At 57.7% G+C, this 16,607-nt stretch carries 20 protein-coding genes; 11 read left to right on the plus strand and 9 right to left on the minus strand.

The window, feature by feature from the left end; translation table 11 throughout:
- The coding region (locus EV286_RS29690) for an SDR family NAD(P)-dependent oxidoreductase (protein WP_132960859.1) at positions 1 to 407 on the minus strand (407 nt) is incomplete at its 3' end.
- 124 nt (positions 408 to 531) lie between these two features.
- On the opposite strand from EV286_RS29690, the gene EV286_RS29695 reads away from it, so the two are divergent.
- The 4 genes from EV286_RS29695 to EV286_RS29710 all read left to right on the plus strand — a co-directional run bounded on the left by EV286_RS29695 (position 532) and on the right by EV286_RS29710 (position 2,678).
- Complete coding sequence (locus EV286_RS29695) at positions 532 to 720, plus strand: hypothetical protein (protein WP_132960860.1); 189 nt, start codon at positions 532 to 534, stop codon at positions 718 to 720.
- Between the two features lie 555 nt (positions 721 to 1,275).
- Positions 1,276 to 1,488: a hypothetical protein gene (locus tag EV286_RS29700; protein WP_132960861.1), complete on the plus strand. Its 213-nt coding sequence runs from the start codon at positions 1,276 to 1,278 to the stop codon at positions 1,486 to 1,488.
- A 214-nt stretch (positions 1,489 to 1,702) separates the two neighbouring features.
- Positions 1,703 to 2,227 carry a hypothetical protein gene (locus EV286_RS29705; RefSeq protein WP_132960862.1) on the plus strand — a complete coding sequence of 175 codons (525 nt, stop codon included), beginning with the start codon at positions 1,703 to 1,705 and terminating at the stop codon, positions 2,225 to 2,227.
- A gap of 7 nt (positions 2,228 to 2,234) precedes the next feature.
- Positions 2,235 to 2,678: a YetF domain-containing protein gene (locus EV286_RS29710; protein WP_132960863.1), complete on the plus strand. Its 444-nt coding sequence runs from the start codon at positions 2,235 to 2,237 to the stop codon at positions 2,676 to 2,678.
- A gap of 660 nt (positions 2,679 to 3,338) precedes the next feature.
- Here the strand turns inward: EV286_RS29710 and EV286_RS29715 are convergent.
- Entirely contained in the window at positions 3,339 to 4,622 is a 1,284-nt protein-coding gene (locus tag EV286_RS29715; protein ID WP_132960864.1) for a cystathionine gamma-synthase family protein, read from the minus strand.
- A gap of 343 nt (positions 4,623 to 4,965) precedes the next feature.
- Here EV286_RS29715 and EV286_RS29720 point away from each other — a divergent pair, with 343 nt between their 5' ends.
- The 7 genes from EV286_RS29720 to EV286_RS29750 all read left to right on the plus strand — a co-directional run bounded on the left by EV286_RS29720 (position 4,966) and on the right by EV286_RS29750 (position 8,836).
- Positions 4,966 to 5,520: a nutrient deprivation-induced protein gene (locus tag EV286_RS29720; RefSeq protein ID WP_132960865.1), complete on the plus strand. Its 555-nt coding sequence runs from the start codon at positions 4,966 to 4,968 to the stop codon at positions 5,518 to 5,520.
- The gene (locus EV286_RS29725; protein WP_132960956.1) at positions 5,513 to 5,929 is read left to right on the plus strand and encodes a phage holin family protein; all 417 of its coding nucleotides are present in this window, start codon (positions 5,513 to 5,515) and stop codon (positions 5,927 to 5,929) included. The genes EV286_RS29720 and EV286_RS29725 overlap by 8 nt, the downstream gene beginning before the upstream one ends.
- On the plus strand, positions 5,929 to 6,924 hold the full coding sequence (locus tag EV286_RS29730) for a DUF3618 domain-containing protein (protein WP_132960866.1): 996 nt from the start codon (positions 5,929 to 5,931) through the stop codon (positions 6,922 to 6,924). Before EV286_RS29725 ends, EV286_RS29730 begins: the two co-directional genes overlap by 1 nt.
- A 168-nt stretch (positions 6,925 to 7,092) precedes the next feature.
- Complete coding sequence (locus EV286_RS32625; protein WP_132960957.1) at positions 7,093 to 7,278, plus strand: hypothetical protein; 186 nt, start codon at positions 7,093 to 7,095, stop codon at positions 7,276 to 7,278.
- Positions 7,279 to 7,391: 113 nt separating this feature from the next.
- Complete coding sequence (locus EV286_RS29740) at positions 7,392 to 7,673, plus strand: hypothetical protein (protein ID WP_132960867.1); 282 nt, start codon at positions 7,392 to 7,394, stop codon at positions 7,671 to 7,673.
- A gap of 78 nt (positions 7,674 to 7,751) precedes the next feature.
- Complete coding sequence (locus tag EV286_RS29745; RefSeq protein ID WP_132960958.1) at positions 7,752 to 8,198, plus strand: pyridoxamine 5'-phosphate oxidase family protein; 447 nt, start codon at positions 7,752 to 7,754, stop codon at positions 8,196 to 8,198.
- Between the two features lie 185 nt (positions 8,199 to 8,383).
- Entirely contained in the window at positions 8,384 to 8,836 is a 453-nt protein-coding gene (locus EV286_RS29750) for a hypothetical protein (protein WP_132960868.1), read from the plus strand.
- Positions 8,837 to 9,044: 208 nt separating this feature from the next.
- Here EV286_RS29750 and EV286_RS29755 read toward each other — a convergent pair whose 3' ends face one another.
- The 7 genes from EV286_RS29755 to EV286_RS29790 form a co-directional block, all read right to left on the minus strand.
- Complete coding sequence (locus EV286_RS29755; RefSeq protein ID WP_207909945.1) at positions 9,045 to 9,398, minus strand: hypothetical protein; 354 nt, start codon at positions 9,396 to 9,398, stop codon at positions 9,045 to 9,047.
- A 494-nt stretch (positions 9,399 to 9,892) separates the two neighbouring features.
- The gene (gene istB, locus EV286_RS29760) at positions 9,893 to 10,774 is read right to left on the minus strand and encodes an IS21-like element ISRel3 family helper ATPase IstB (protein WP_132960869.1); all 882 of its coding nucleotides are present in this window, start codon (positions 10,772 to 10,774) and stop codon (positions 9,893 to 9,895) included.
- Positions 10,771 to 12,030 carry an IS21 family transposase gene (istA, locus tag EV286_RS29765; protein ID WP_132960960.1) on the minus strand — a complete coding sequence of 420 codons (1,260 nt, stop codon included), beginning with the start codon at positions 12,028 to 12,030 and terminating at the stop codon, positions 10,771 to 10,773. Before istA ends, istB begins: the two co-directional genes overlap by 4 nt.
- A 310-nt stretch (positions 12,031 to 12,340) precedes the next feature.
- Entirely contained in the window at positions 12,341 to 12,466 is a 126-nt protein-coding gene (locus tag EV286_RS32830; RefSeq protein WP_281041146.1) for a hypothetical protein, read from the minus strand.
- Positions 12,467 to 13,069: 603 nt separating this feature from the next.
- Positions 13,070 to 13,666 (minus strand): cysteine hydrolase, encoded by a 597-nt coding sequence (locus tag EV286_RS29775; protein WP_132960870.1) that lies wholly within the window; start codon positions 13,664 to 13,666, stop codon positions 13,070 to 13,072.
- 288 nt (positions 13,667 to 13,954) lie between these two features.
- Positions 13,955 to 14,344: a hypothetical protein gene (locus EV286_RS29780; RefSeq protein ID WP_132960871.1), complete on the minus strand. Its 390-nt coding sequence runs from the start codon at positions 14,342 to 14,344 to the stop codon at positions 13,955 to 13,957.
- A 585-nt stretch (positions 14,345 to 14,929) separates the two neighbouring features.
- Complete coding sequence (locus EV286_RS29790) at positions 14,930 to 16,606, minus strand: response regulator (RefSeq protein ID WP_132960873.1); 1,677 nt, start codon at positions 16,604 to 16,606, stop codon at positions 14,930 to 14,932.
- Between the last annotated feature and the right edge of the window lies 1 nt (position 16,607).

A 16,607-nucleotide genomic window follows, 5' to 3' on the forward strand; every position in this document is an offset into this window, starting at 1 on the left:
TTGACGTCGCCCCTGATGGCAAGGCACCTATGACCCTCCTTCTCGACCGCTGCCTTGGTCTCTTCGGCATCCTGACCTTCATCGAGATGGACGATGGCGACGTCCGCTCCTTCGCGAGCAAACAGGATGGCGACCGAGCGGCCGATGCCTGAATCACCGCCAGTGATTAGCGCGACCTTGTCCTTCAGCTTTTGCGACCCCTTGTAGAAAGGCGCATCGTACATCGGTGCCAATGGAAGGTCGGCTTCCGAGCCAGGCTTCTGCTGATGCACTTTTGGAAACGGCGGCTCCGGATAGGGGCGCGCACCCGCTTGCATTGCTCCCGTCGATTTTGATTTTTCCTTCTTGTCGGCCTTGTGGACCTGCTTCTGAATTTCGCGTTGCTTCTGTATGGTGGACGACGACATTTCGATCTCCCTTCGATTGAGCACGTACAACGTCGAAGATGCCAAAAGGTTTGTGCGTTCAATTTTGGCAGCTGATGAAACTGTCGGGCTTCGCCGCGCGTTCTGATGCCAGGAGGATCCCACCATGTCGCATTCGAAGGACAATCGCCAAGTTCGTATCCCCGGCGCCAATGAACGCAGCGTAGCAGAACACTGCAGGAAGTTCGGCATCGGCCCCGCAGAGGCACGGAAACTTCAACAGCTGCTGGGCAAGCATGCGCCGCTGCACGAGATTCAGGCAAACGCGCCACCAAGGCTGCCCAAATTCCGATAAGGCAAAGTGCGGGCAGTGATCGCCCCGCCTTGCGGGGTGAGAACTGCCAAGACTCAATACTTTGCTGAAGGCGCGGGAAGGCATATTGCTGGTCGCGGCAACTGCTCTCAGGTTGAAGCGGGTGGCTCTTAACCCTAGTCCAATGGAGATGATTGACGACTTTACAAATTGCTCCGGGCCATTGGTGAAACAATAGGACCACTTCTCGGCTGCGGCGGCCACGGCGGACGATCGTGAGGAGGGAGGCATCCCTTAAGAGCACGCTAGATGGCATGATCACGTGCATTCATGAAGGACCAGCGGTCCGGGGATATGCAGGCGAATTCATTCTCCTACTCGAGGTAGTCTACTGCATATGTGCGCTCGTTGCGCGGCGACGGCGAGGTTTGTCATCAGGGCAGTGAACGCATTCTGGAAGTGAACCGCGGGTGCGTGCCTGTCATCTGGCCGGCATTGGCCAGATCTCTCAAGGTGAGTAGGCTGTCCGCGTATTGGCATGAAGGGGAACAATCACTTCGCTTTCTCTTTTCTATCATAGCGAAGGAGGATGATTTCATGGAGAAGACACCATCATTGAAGCTTGCCGAAGAGTATATGCGCCTTGGCGGACGCAGGCTCGCAAAGATAGATGACAACATAGTAACGACGAGGCAGTGGGAAAAAGATACACCGGAAGCCGCGGCATTTTGGAGAGAAAACATTGAACCATTGGATGCGAACCGTCGACGCGAGGTCGAGGTGCATCTAGCGTCGATCAGTGATGTCTAGGCTTCATGCCGCACCCGATCATAGCAGTCCATGGCAATGTCAGAAACTCGGCTGCTCTGGTTATTGCCCGTCGGTTGGTTGCCGCTTGGTCGCGATCGTAGACGGCCAACCGCCGGACGATCAATCGCTCCTTTGGTCAACGACCAGTGGGCTTCACTAAATTACGAGCCGCACTAATTAACGAAGAGCATTTCAAGCCAGGAGAGGAACAGGGTTGGCTGAAGCGCGGGCGGCAGATAACAAGGCTCCCAGGAAGCCTGAACGCTTACCCGAGGGAGTGGGTGAGCATGATCGTTTTCAGCGAAGAGTATGGTTGGTACAGCGCGCCGCATGGATTATTTTCGGTCTCGTGCTGATCACCTGTCTTCTGGGTTTCACCGGACGCGGAGGTCCGTTTTCATGGCATCGGCTTACCTTTGATCACGGTTCTATCGAGCTTCCTGCCATCGCACGGTGGAATGCGCCCGATGATCTGAGGGTAACCTTCGACCCGTCGGATGAAGCCCCTAACCTGGTCATAGATCAACGCTTCCTCGACGCCTTCTCGATCGAGAGCGTAGATCCCCCGCAATTCACCGCAACGTTCGAAGGCGGGCGCATTCTCTATGCTTTCCCACCAGATCCCAGCGGTAGGAGCGTCGCAATCTTCCGCGTCAAGGCACAGAAGCCTTGGCTCCGACGCTTCACCATTGGCCTCGGAAAAGATGTGGTGGAAACTTCGGTCTTTATTTTCCCGTGAGGCAGCAATGGACGCCGTCATAAGAGGTCTTGCAATTTACATTGCGCTCCTGCTCATCATCCGGTTATCGGGTCGTCGCACTTTGGCGCAAATGACGCCCTTCGATCTCGTGATCGTCCTGGTAATCTCGGAGACAACACAACAGGCGATGCTTGGGGAAGACTTTTCCATCACGAACGCCCTGCTCCTCATCCTGACGCTTTTCACCACTGACATTGCGATCTCCTACCTCAAGGGATGGTCACCGACGACGGCCCGAATCGTGGACGGTGTACCGACAATTCTCGTCGCTGATGGCGCTTACGACGAGTCCGCGCTTAGAGGCTGTCGGCTTCAGAAGGAGGATGTCATGGAAGCCGCCCGTGCCCAGGAAGGTCTCGAGAGCGTTAGGGATATTAAGTTCGCCATCCTGGAAGTCAGCGGAGGCATCAGCATCATAAAGCGACCGTGACGCACTTTCCGTCCCTTGCCATGAGTGCCGCGATGAGCCGCTCGTTGAAGTTCACTCTTCCCCGCATATTTATTCACTTCGGCTCTGATTCCCGTCCTTCGCTTTAGGCGAGCTTGCATGGTCGAAGATCTTGACGAATTTGTTCCATCTCTTCTCCCCTGCCCACTGCTGACTCATGTGGGATCGATTGTTCCCGTTGAGCCGCACATCATTTGCTTGTCGCTATGGTACGTGCTGGAGGGCGAGTATCTTATGGCGGGGACTTGTCCTTTTCCAGTTGCGGTGGGGTGCGAGTAGTTGTCGATCTCGATCTCGATCTCGATCTCGATCAAAGCGGTCCGGGAAAGAACCTAGGCTTGCTCAGCTTTGCGGAGCGCTCATCGCTACAAATAGCTCATCGTCCATCATTGCCGGAAGTCGCGAGGCAAAAACCTCCAGAGGTTCAGTCATACTCGATGGCATCTGAGCCTCCTGCCGCAACGGCGACGAACTTAACCCATGAGAAGTTTTCGGATGCGGAGCCGGAACGCTCCCGGTTGGTTCCAAGCTTGGATTACCAGCATGGAACAATTCCTGAACCAGTTCGGTCTGCTCGGCTACGAGGCGATGGGCGTCTAGCGTTGGCGAGACGGCGGTAGACCACTAGGCGTCACGCTGCAATCAAGCTGCATCGAGTGCGAGGGTGAGATCGGCAACGAGATCGTCCGGATGTTCGATGCCGATGGACAGCCTGATCGTCGTCTCAAGAACGCCGATGCGCTGGCGAACCTCTGCGGGCACGCCGGAATGCGTCATCGTCGCCGGGTGCGATGCGAGCGATTCCGTGCCCCCGAGACTGACTGCGAGCTTGAATATCTTCAACGTGTTCAGGAACCTGAAGGAGGCTTGCTGACCTCCCTTGATATCGAAGGAAAACGTCGAACCTGCGCCGCTGCATTGGGCAGCGAATGTTCTGCCGACTGCGCTCGCCGGATCGCTATAGGGCAAGTAGTGGATCTTCTCGACCTTGGGATGCTGTCGAAGGAAGTCCGCCACCGCCTTGGCATTGCTGTTTGCCCGCTCCATGCGAATCTGGAGTGTTTCCAACGATCGTCCGAGCATCCAGCACGAATGCGGATCGAGCTGCGTGCCGATCGCGCCGCGAAGCGCCTTCACCTGCTTGATGAGGACCCGGCTCCCAAGTGCCGCACCCGCGATGAGGTCCGAATGGCCGCCGACATATTTCGTCAGCGAGTAAAGCGAGATGTCTGCTCCATGTTCGATCGGTCGCTGGTAGACCGGACCGAGAAGTGTATTGTCGCACGCGACAACGGGCCTGTGACCCTGCTTTTGACCGATCGCATCGGCGATCCGCCTGATCATCGCGATATCGACGAGGCTGTTGGTCGGGTTCGCCGGTGTCTCGATGAGGATGACGGAGACGCGGCCCTTGGCCATAGCGTTCTCGGCCGCGGCCTCCAAGGATCCTGCGCTCACACCATCCGCAAAACCGACGGCGGAAACGCCGAGATTGAGGAACGTCTTGGCAAGCAGCGTTTCCGTGCCGCCATAGAGCGGTTGGGAGTGGAGGATGGCGTCGCCCGGCCGGACGAAAGTCAGAAGGACGGTCGCGATGGCCGACATCCCCGACGAAAAGACCGCACCGCTTTCGGCTTGCTCGTAAACGGCCAGCCGATCTTCGACGATCTCGCTGTTCGGATGATTGAACCGCGAATAGACCAGACCCGCGCCCTTGCCTTCCGGTGGTTCCTTCCGCCCCGACACATAGTCGAAGAAATCGCGTCCGTCTTCAGCAGTCTTGAAGACGAAGGTGGAGGTAAGGAAGACCGGCGGCTTGACTGCACCTTCCGAGAGTTCCGGATCGTAGCCATAGTTCAGCATCTGCGTTTCGGGGTGCAATGGATGATTGCCGATATGCGTTGTCGGGGGATGCGGTGCGGTCATTTTCGGTCTCCTCAATCAGCGTTGCCGACTTCATGGCGCATCAAACATGCGGGCGCATCGTGTTATCTGGAGCGCGGTCGATCTTTTCCATCGTCATCAACGCAGGGAAGCACGGATTTTCCGATTTCTCGTGTGTAAGGCTTCAATCACAACGCCGTCCCCCGCGCCTCTTGCCAAGGCCGGGCCTTCCTTCGGAGACCGGGTACGCTGGGTTTCGGCCGCGGTACGGAATCGAGAGAGATGGCAGGTCCAGGCAAAGAGGCCACTGTGGGAACAAATGGGGCCTCGCTCGGTTGAGCCCTATAGCGAGCGGCCACAGCTCGGTTACTTTTGGAGGAATCCCATGCCCGACGAAATCATCCAAGCGCCCGCCAGCGCGACCGCGTCACCCGAGGGGTCGCCAAACAACAAGGATAATGCTGGAAGCAAAAGCACAACCGAAAGTCTCCACGACTTAAGGGACAAGGTGGGCAACGATCTGAGCATGGTGACAGATGCTGCAAGGGACACTGCCCACACCGCAATGCAGAAAGTGGAGGCTAGCATCGCAGAGCAAACGGGCTTCGCCGCACACCAGGTCGGTGGGATTGCTATGGCGCTAAAGAAGGTCGGTTCGGAGCTCGAAACGGGTGACCACGCGGCGGTCGGCCGTTATGCCACGCAGATCGGTGCAAGCGTTCAATCAATTGCAAAAGACATGGAGGGTCGCGATCTGCGTGAAATAGCTGCGATGGCGGAGAATTTTGGCCGAAAGCAACCCCTGGCCTTTCTCGGCGTGGCCGCCTTGGCAGGACTGGCGGCAAGCCGGTTCCTCACAGCCTCCGCTAAACGGACCGCTTCCGGTTCTACAAACGCGCAGCCAGGCAATTTTGATGGAGGAGAAAGAGAAGATGGTTAAGTCGACCGACAACGCGCCTTTATCAGAGCTCCTCGGCGGACTTGTCTCGGACGTGTCCGGCCTCTTTCGCAAAGAGATCGACCTCGCCAAGACCGAGGCGTCGGAGAAAGTGGCGAAAGCTCTCAGCGGCATTGAAATTTTAGTGATTGGCCTTGTCCTCGCAATTGGTTCGGTAGGTGTTTTGCTAACCTCGCTCGTCGGTGGGCTCGCAACCGTCATGGTTCATCAGGGCCTGCCGCAATCGACCGCCAGCGCCCTGGCCGCGTTGATCGTCGGCGCGGTCATTGGGGGCGTAGCGTGGGCGCTGATCTCAAGAGGACTGGCGGTTCTGCGCGGCGCCAATTTTAGGCTTGATCGCTCTACAGCATCGCTTCGCCGTGACGTCGACGTCGTTAAGGAGAAAATGTGATGGACCATACGATAGAAAAATCATCGGCCGATATTCAGCGAGAAATCGATGCAGACCGTCGGCGCATCGAAGATCGTATCGACGCAATTCAGGAGCGAATGTCACCGGGGCAACTCGTTGATGAGGTTTTAGCCTATGCTAAAGGTAGTGGCGGCGGCGAATTTGTAAGCAATCTTGGCAAGGCGCTGAAGGCCAATCCACTTCCCGTCGCCTTAATGGGAGTTAGCTTGGCCTGGTTGATGGCGAAGCAGGGAAACACGTTCCTGGCCGCGACATCAGATGCTCGATCACTTCACGAAGATCCGCTCTATCCAGCTCGCGGAACAGTACGCCGCATTGGTCCTCCGGAGGAGATTGACGGAACGCGCTACACTCGCTTCAGTGACGAGGCTGGCCAGCAATTTAAGGCCTTGACGGATGATGTCGGCAATCGGGCGGGCAACTTTGTGGACATGACGGGCAAGGCATATCGTGGTTTCGTCGATTCTGCGGGCAAACAGATCACTGAGATCGCCGACGAGGCTGGGGCTTTGCTTGACGCATCGACGGGCTGGGCGTCAGAGACGTGGCAGCAATTTAAGGACACGGCAAGCAACATAGGCCAGAAGGCAAGCAATGCTACCAGCACGGTATCCAGCTCCGCGTCGACGACGGGATCCAAACTTGTGAATCAGTCAACTCGTCTCAACGACGCTATCCTGAAGCACTTCAGAGACCAACCTTTGGTCGGCGGGGCTTTGGCATTCGCGGCGGGCGCTGCGATAGGGGCTGCACTACCTCATACCGAGCAGGAAGATGAAGCCCTGGGAGACGTGGCAGACGCTGTCAAAGCCAATATCGCTTCGCACGCCTCCGATGCAGTTGATAAGGGGAAGGACATCGTATCTGACGCATACGACAAGGCCGTCTCTGTTGCTACCGACGTTCACGATGCCGCGAAGGATCGCATCACCGAAGAGGTTGACAGCCTGAAGGCACGCACGGAACGTGTTTGAACCGTAGCTTGCCGACACATGCCCGGAAGAATGCTGACGACGCGCGCGGCTTGTCGTCCCGCGCCATCGGCGAATTGTCCAAAAGCAGTTGTTCTTCCGACCATGGCGCGACGGGAACCTTTGGATGCCACTTAAGTTTTGTGGGGAACTGTTGTCCAAAGGAGAACAATCGTGAAATCGGATCTGACATCGAAAGCGGGCGCACAGTCCGCGAATGCACTTCGCAAGGAGACAATGAAGGAAGAGCGCAAAGTGGAATCCCGGAAAGGAGCCGAACTCGCCAAGGGAGACGCTAGGTTCGAAGAGCGTTCCAAAGCGAGTGACGGTAGGAGTGCAGGACAGAAGCAACGTTAGCGGCCTCGTCCGTAGTGCAATCAAGCATCCCGCGAGCGGGCGCACCCGTTGAGCAGCTTGACCACCACAGACCTCGCATCAATACGCCAAGCTGGTTCTCGAAAGGCAAGCCGATGTTCGCGCCCAAAACAGATTTCAGAAGTGCCGCCGCCCGGTTGCTAGCCGAGCTTGATCTGGTCGCGCTAGATCAACTTAACGGCGAATATCACGGCGAAAGGCCGCTGTCCGATCAGCAGCTATCTCTGATCAGGGCCTATAGTAAGGGCGAGATAGAGGACCTCTGCTTTGAGGAGCATCTTGCCGCCGATCCTGGTCTTGCAAGGCATATGGGGTTGTGGCGGAAAGCGAACTTCGCTGAGTTTGAACAAGACGGCTTGTCCAAGTCGGCTCGGTGAATCAGCCGACCGCCTGGCGGTGTATGCTGGAACTACAGCGGAGTTTTTGCGCGTCTTAATTCAAGTCTGGAGGAAATGATGGAGCCCATGACACTACAGGACTTGTCCTCGCATCTGAAGAAGCTAGACTTCTGCATGCTTTCGACGAACGCGGGATCCGGTCGGATCGCTAGCCGACCGATGAGCAACAACGGGGACGTTGAATATGATGGAGACACCTGGTTCTTCTCGTACGACGACAGCCGCAAGATTGCGGAAATTGAACGTTCCGAGACTGTCTCTCTAACGTTTACGGCTCCGGCGAGCCTTCTTGGCAAGCCCGGCATTTTTATTGCGATGACAGGCGTCGCGTCCATAGTTCGCGACAAGACTGCCTTCGAAAGGCACTGGGCCGCCGGTCTGGAGCGCTGGTTTCCCGAAGGCATCGACACACCCCGCCTCGCTTTGATCAAGGTGGTTGCCACAACTGTCCGTTACTGGGACGGTGAGGAAAGTGGCGAGATAACCCTACCCCGATCGCGATAGATCGAGTCGAACGCCGCTTTGAAAGCCTAAGCAGCGACGGCTTTGACGCGTGAACCAACAGCGCCCGCATCCATTCGCAGACTCTCAGGGTCCCTCATTCTGACTGCAGGCCGAGGGGCTCGTGGAAGGGCTCGGGAACAAGTGCGGCGGAGCGGCGTTCGAAGAGTTTGGACATGGAGGGAAGAATGTCTAACGTTTCGAAATCAGGCAGTGATGAAAGCAACAACGCCACTAACCCAAATACCTTCGGGCGATCGGTCGAAAGTCAGGCACAGATGAGAGACGCCATCGCACTGGGTGCATCCAGCGCTGACGGCGAGCCCTTGGGAATATATCGCCTAGAGCCTATCGCTTCGAACGATGATCCGCGTTGGGCGAACTCGCCGGGCCATGGCGTCGTCATCGTGGCAGCCCGTACGAGCGGAGATGCTCGGATCGTGGCAGCCAGTCGCGAGCTTGACTTCATGGAAGTTGATGCTGCGCCCGCCGAAGATGTGACGACCTTGAACGCCAGTGCGTTTCGAGACGACAAGCTGTACACCGTTATTGAGATTGATAGGGGTCGCACGGACGTCACTCGCGGCGTGTTGCGGGGCGAAATCTCAGTCGACACGATCAGACCTGTTCAGCCTGACTGAGCAAAGCGCCTATGCGCCGGTCTCGTCTTTGCGATTGCTCGAGAGATCGTCATAGCGAAGAAGACAAGCTGCGCGGAGTCTGGTGCTTCCGTAGAAGTAAAACTGGGCCTCATCACGGGTGTGTGAACGATCATGCCACCTGCCTGGCAATTCCGTGAAAGCCTTGCCTCATGTGTCCGTAAGCATTGCAGATCCACTCTGACACCAGTCAGCGAACCTTCTCCGTCCCGCTCGGCGTCGTGATCATCGTTGGCCCGCCACCATTGCCTTCAGGCGTGGGATCGCGATCCGTAGCTTCCGGAGGCCTGCTTCCCCCGCCCGCTGGATTGTTATCGAAGGTACCTGAACCTTGCGGCTGGGCGTTGATTGGGTCGGGTTTTGTCGACGAGGTCTGCGGATCATTGTCGATACTCTCGCCCCAGAACTCTGATACGCCCCAGGCGATCGCTGTCAGGACGAGGGCACTTACCAGCACGATAAGCACTGGCATGCCTCGCCGGCCTTGCCTGGCTTCTGTTGCGGTCTCCGTCACCGGCTCGGGCGCGCGGCCATTTGAATCCATGACGATGCGTCTCCTTCTAAAGTTTTGGGCCCCTAACCCCCGCGCTCTCCAAATGTTCCCTCGCTCCAAAAGCTACTAGGAACACATGTTTCGCGACATGTCGCGTCAGCGCTTCCGGTTAAGGAAACGGGTTGGCGGGCCGAGATGGCCAACCTGCGCCACGCCTCCATCGGCGCAACCACGCGCAAGAAGTGCTGAATGAGCACGAAAGCCAGGCCCTTTCGGTCGAATGTCGCGAGGAATCCAGCGTCAAGATCCCGGCGGTTCCTCCTGTGCTCGTTCAAGGGTTAGCCTCGAAATGGCGACTGACATCCGGCGGTTCCTGAGTTGCGTCGACGCGCAAACGCTCGGATCACTTATGCTTGAATGAGAGTGCGCCGGGGTTGAATTTATTGGGTGGGTCGCCTTTTTTTGGTAGTGCCTTCAGGGATGGCACGTGGCGCTGTCAATGCCGCGTGAATTTTCCTCAGAAGTGCCGAAGTAAAATTCCCCAATTATGCCGACGGGGTTGCCAGGGAGAATTGGGTATTTTTGGGCGGCCGACCGCGAGGCTTTTGAGGTGGAGCAAATGCCGGCGGCGCAATGAGGGCTTTGGAGCGAACGTGCTCCGGCATCAGCTCAGCATGCTGTCGCAATCGATAGCTGGATCCTTCGATCTGCACGACGACCGCATGGTGAAGCAATCTGTCGAGCAGCGCGGTGGCGACGACGGGATCTCCGAACACATCGCCCCATTCTGCAAAGCCGCGGTTTGATGTCAGGACCATCGCACCACGCTCGTATCGTGCGTTGACGAGCTGGAAGAACAGATTGCCGCCGCCCTGAACGACCGGCAGATAGCCAATCTCGTCGACGATTAGCAGACTCGGCCTGCAGAAGAAGCGAATGCGCTCCTGCAATCTGCCTTCCCGCTCGGACCGCGCAAGTGAACCGATCAGATCGGCGAGCGTCGTGAAGTACACGCTCTTGCCGGCCTTCACGGCTTCGACGCCGAGCGCTGTGGCGAGATGGCTCTTGCCGGTTCCAGGCGGACCAAGAAAATGAACGGCTTCGTGACGGTCGACGAAGCCGAGTTGCGCTAAGGTGAGTATGCGATCGCGGTCGAGCGAAGGCTGGAAGGTGAAGTCGAATCCCGCGAGCGTTTTGATGGTTGCAAGCCTGCCCATCCTCAGGGCGGTCTTGATGCGGCTGTTCTCGCGCAGGGTCAATTCTTCGGACAGGAGGATATCGATGGCTTCAAGCGCCGAGAGCTCACCATGTTCGAGACGTCGAACGACATGGTCGAGTGCTTCCAGTGCGCGCGGCATCTTCAGGCCGACGAGATCATGTCGAATACGATCGATCATGGAGGGGATGGCATCGAGTGCCGCGCTCATGGGCGGTTCTCCTGTGCCAGGACTTTGCCGACGGCGTCGTAGAAGGCTAGCGACCGCTGTAGCACAATGTCGCCAGCGGGTTTGATGACGATGGCGTCGTCGCGCGTCCTGGACCGGCGTTGCGGGGCGAATGCTCGTCGATGGTCAGGATGAACCCGGCGCTGCTTGCGGCCCTCCAGGACGGGATGGGCTGCGATCAGCGTGCCGTTCTCGAATATGCGGATCTCATCGGCGAGAGAATGGACTTCCACCATTCGACTGTGGGTCGCATCCGGAACGCTGTAGGTATTGCCGCCGACGCTGACCATGCCCTCCCTAGATACCCGGCGCTCCAGCTTCAGAACGGATTTGAATGGTGCCAGAGGTAGCGGTCGCAGGTGCTGGCGCTCCTCTGCAAAGGCTTCATTGACGACACGCAGGATGGTGGCGTGCTTCCTTGGATTGGCGACGGTATCGAGCCAGTGTCGGAGCTGAGCATTGAGATCATCGAGGTTCTGAAATGAGCGTGCCAAGAAGAAGTCTTCGCGGATATAACGGAACGGCCGCTCGACCTTGCCCTTCGTTTTGGCACGATAAGGTTTGCACGCCTTCGGGTGGAAACCGTAGTGGCGGGCCAGGTCGATGAGTGCGCGATTATAAACGATACCTTCTGTCTGACCTTCGCCGATAACGGCCGTCTTCATTCGATCATAAAGCACTTCCCGCGGAGCGCCGCCAATCGCCTCGAAGGCCGCGATGTGGCATCGCAGGACCGTCGGCAAGTTCTGATGCATCACGAAGCGAGCCCAGATGAGACGGCTGTGACCTAGCACCATCGAGAACAGCCAGACGATCCTTGGCGTCATCGGCTCGTCGGTGAAGACGACATGAAACTGAGCGAAATCGACCTGGGCCTGCTCGCCAGGCGGCGTCTCGAAACGAACTTCGAACCCTTGGTTTGCCGCGGGCCGAACGTCGCGAAGAAAATCCGTCACGGCCGTATAGCCGCCCGCATAACCTCGCTCACGCAGCTCTCGAAATAATCTACTGCCGGTCAGACCGGGGTAGGCTTTGACCCGCTCCCGCAGGTATGAAGCGAACGGATCAATGACCGTCGCCCGAGGCTTTCTTGGTCCATAAGCCGGAGCCTCGAGGCCCCGTTCAATGTATTTGCGCACCGTCTTGCGATCGATGCCAGTTTCTCTGGAAATAGCCGACACCGTCAGCCCCTGCTGATGCAGATCCAGGATCATGATCGTCTCCCTCAGCTTGATCACCAACATTCCCCTTCCGACCATCGGAAGGACTATCGGCGATGACGCGCCGCCGGTCTTCCGGGGCGCGCCCCGGAAGACCGGCGGCCGCAGCACCTGGGGAAGATTCAAACGGCACTATTGGGGAGTATTGCTCCGGTACTGACAGGCGCGATCTTCGCTCAGCTCCCGATCGGCCCGCGCCCAAGTGACGCTCGTGTTCACCTTCCGGTTTTCCTTCGGCTTTCCAGATCTCCTGCGCACGACGCCTGATCTGTTCGGTATCTACGCGCGGCGTCCTCTCTTGCTTCAACTGAAGTCTCTCAGGGGAGCGTCAGGTCGCCGGCTTGACGTCATGGAAGCCACTCGCCTCGGCGGCTTTCAACGCTGCGTCGCGAGCAGCCCGAAGTCTCTCGGTCTTCTTCAGTCGCTCCTCCCTCTCGCGTTCGATCTCGGACATGGCGATTCGATGCGTCGCCTCGAATCGTGCCTGTCTTTGCGCGCCGGTCAACGAAACGCGGCTCTGTCTTTCGTGTTTGTGATGCTGCATTCATGAGGAGCTAGTCGGCACCGTCCACCAGACAAGGTTTTCGTCCGGTAGCGTACGTTGTTCAATCACGGGCCGTCGCAGATACATCCCCGACGAACTCGTCGGCCCGTCTGCGACGGTCGCGCAAACACAGGAAACACCAAGACAGGGCGTGACTTCTTCTTCCTCGATGTGAGGTACCTACACAGGTCGTGTATGAGCGGAGGGCTGTTGTCGTTGAATGGCAGATCGTAGGTCAGCAGGAATCCCGAGGCGGATCATCGAATTCACGAAATGGAGAATTCAGACCTCGCTAATTGCCTGAAGAAAGTGCCTTATGTCTGCGATCAACAGGGGTGCTCGGCCTGGAAAACCTTCATGCTGCAACGTCGCATCCGGCATTGAACGCCTCCAGGAATAAAAGCATCGACCCCCAGGGGATCTCTCACGAGACTATAGCATCTGTAGCCTCAAAAGAAGCGATCCCCAAACGACGACCTTTGCGATGAAGAGGAAGCAGGCCTCTTCGGCCGGTTACTGCCCGCTTTCGTCGTGCCGGGCAGTTTCCAGGAACGACTCCGTGTCGACGATCTTGACCTGAACTGAGAAACGCTCGCCAAGCAGATCAAGCGAAGCGTCGTGGGTAAGATCTGCGCCACTGCAAACTGCGTCCTTCAATATCCTTACATAGTAGCCGAGGTCAACGGCACCGAGGACCGCAGCGAGAACGCAAACGTCAGTCTCGCCTCCGCTAACCGCGATCGTGTCCACACGCTCTTCCTGAAGGATGCGATGCAGCCCTCCACTGACCCACGGTGAATAGGTCATCTTGTCGAATATTCTGGCTGGTGGAGCGAAGCATCGCAACTCGGGGACGAGATCCACGAGATTTCGGTTAAGATGCTCAAGCGTCATCTCTTCCCACTTGACATAGTAGTCTATCCACGAGCCTGACATCTGGTCCGCAGTCGCGGGCGGCACGAACCGGGTAAAGATCGTCCGCTGCGGATGACGGCGTGCGACTTCGACTACGGCGGGCGACACCTTGGCCATCCACGCGACGTGCCACGGGGTCTGTTCAGCAAAGATTCTCTGCATGTCGATGCAAAGGTGGATCCAATTGCCACGCATGTCCTCACTCCCGGCACAATTTGACTGCGAACTGTTGGCGAGCACTGTGGTAGTTCCGTCAGTCAGTCCAGAAGGTCCCCTCCACCAGCCGACAGCCGCCCTGGTTCTCCGCCAGGCATGTACACGTTTGCCTTTCCATCCAGGGTGCGCGCGTGGAACTGTCTTAAAGAGCATGGGGTCGGAGAAAGACCCCAGCCGAGAAAATCTGTTGCCCCATTTCCAAGGACGAGAAACGGTGCTGGAGTGCACCAGCACCGATCCTACCTGGAAGTCGGCAACGGCTCGGGATCACATTCCGTCAACCATCTTGCACGCTTCCATCTTCGCTGCCGGCGAGGCTGTGGTTTCAACGCTGCCGGTGACGTCAGCATTGTTTTGTGAGGCGCCGGCGGACGAGGCGAGGTTTTTGCAGTCAGCCCGTAGTTGCGCCTGTTGATCGGCGGTCAAGTTGGCCCAACCGGTCCGGATCTCCTCTTGAGAGCGCAGCTTGCCGCTGCTGTCACTGAAGAAAATCTGGCCGACCTGACCGCTCCAAAGATCCGGACCCCCGGGGCTCGCCGGCTTGGCGGCATCATTGCCCGGTCCACCTTCGGTCTGAGACCCCTGAGATGACTGAGCAAATGCGCTCGTGGCCATCGCCAATGCCAGGGTCGATACAGCAAGCAGCCTGATAAACATGATAGTCCTCCTTTTGCGATTGTCGCGCTTCATTGCTTTGTTCGAACTGCTCAATCGAACTGATGTTCCCCAGTTCGCGACAATCGCAAGAGGAAGCCTATCCGAGGCTTGAACAAGGGCATGGTCAGCAGCGGGCGAGATCCGATGTTATGGGCAGGCACCTGGGCGCTACGCCATCGGTGTGGGCGACTGCGCCAGCATGGCAAATGACGCCACACCGCGCGCCCTCGCCATCCTTGGATGTTCTGCCGCTTTTAAGCCCATTTCGACAATTCATTGCTTCACAGGACGTTACAATACGTCGCTATCGTTGAGGGAACGGATGGAGGCGAGAGCGTGTTTTCCTATCGAAAGGAACCACTATGATCACCGGCCCTCAGTACACGTATTCTGCTTTCACGCTCAATGAGAGCTACGGAATCAGCCTCGAAGAGGCAGAGCGGTTGTTGGCGAGATTCAGCAGATCCCGCAAAGAGCTGAACATGCTTCTGGCGGCACGTGGCCGCCCAGCAGGACATCGCCCGGGGGAGTTTGCCACCCCCCTCGAGCGAGTCTGCTTTGGGGTAGATTAGGCGGTCGGGCTTATCACGCCGCCGCAGCTTTTTCCGCAAGCGCGCGCTCGACCGTTGCCTGAAGTTGCTCTTGTGTGAACGGCTTCATCATTCGCAACATTTGATGTAGGCCATGATCATCGGGAAGTTCGGCGTAGCCGGAGGCCAGAATTACCGGCAACCCGGGGAAGGATGAAAATATCTCGCGGGCAAGCTCCGCCCCCGTCATTCCCGGCATGGCGTGGTCAGTAATCACGAGATCGCACGGCCTGCCTTGAGATAGAAACTCGAGCGCTTGCGAAGCGGAAGATGCCTCCAGGGGTAGATGTCCCAGATCCTCCAGCATTGCAAGCGTTCCGATGCGAACCAATGCGTCGTCATCCACGACCAGCACTGCGAGCGAGGTTGAGGCGGTCAGCGAAGGCGTCATCGGCACTCGCTCCGCAGTCGATTCCACCCCCCCGGGGCCGTCCGCCACCGGCAGCCATAGCGAGACTGTCGTGCCAAAGCCTTTCCTGCTCGATATGGCGATCGAGCCTCCCGATTGGGCGGCTAGTCCTTGGATCATGGAGAGGCCGAGACCGGTCCCCTTCCCAACGCCCTTCGTGGTAAAAAACGGTTCTGCGGCGCGCAAAACTGTTTCCTCGTCCATTCCCTCACCCGTGTCGCTGACCGAAATGCGGATGAAATTTGCTTCATTGAGCGACGCAGGTCGCCCTTCCGAGGTCAGGTCTGCATTGATCGTAACTACTCCACCGGCCTCCATGGCGTCGCGCGCATTGACAAAGAGATTGAGCAGCGCAAGTTCCAATTGATTGCTGTCGATGAGCAGCGGGGGAAGCCCCTCGGCGATCTCGTTTCGGATTTCTATTCTCGGACCGACGGCTTTGCTGAGCAGGTCTTGTACGTTGTGAAACAGGGAAAGAAAATCCGTCGCCTGCGGCGTGAGTTCCTGCCGGCGTGCAAAGGCAAGCAGGCGTTGCGTGAGGGCGTTGCCGCGTTCGGCTGCCTGTATCGCATTGCCGATCAAGCGCTCAATCCGATCTTCAGCGGGCAGACGCTTCTTCAACAGGTTCAAGCTTCCTAGTATAGCCATCAGGAGATTGTTAAAATCGTGCGCCACGCCGCCGGTCAGGTGACCAATCGTGTCGAGTTTCTGAGCCTCGAAAAGCTGGGCCAGCGCTTCCTCTCGCTCTCTGGTTCTCTGTTCGATCCGGTGCTCGAGCTCTTCGTTTAGCTGGCGCAATTGGGCAGACGACGATTCGAGTTCCGCGGTCCTTTGGTGAACCCTCGCCTCAAGATCGGCATTCAGACGTTCCAGCTCCCTGGTCTTTCGATAGAGATCTACAAACACTCGAACCTTGGCCCTCAACACCTCGGGCACGATCGGCACAGAAACATAGTCGACGGCACCCGCAGCGTAACCACGCAATCGATCCGGCTCCGCCAGCATCACCGCCGAAACGAAGATGATTGCAGTGTTTTGATAGCGTGGGTGCTCACGGATCATTGTTACGAGCTCGAAGCCGTCCTGCTCGGGCATGCACACATCAACGAGGATCACTGCGACTTCGGTGCGCAGCAGATGCTCGAATGCGTCGCGAGCCGACTGCGCCTTGATGAGGTTTTCTCCCAGCTCCTGCAGGATGACCTCGTAACTGAGGAGCTTTGCGGGTTGGTCGTCCACCAGCAGGATGTTGACAGGTTTCACG

The sequence above is a fragment of the Rhizobium sp. BK251 genome (assembly GCF_004345245.1).
Lineage (GTDB): Bacteria > Pseudomonadota > Alphaproteobacteria > Rhizobiales > Rhizobiaceae > Rhizobium.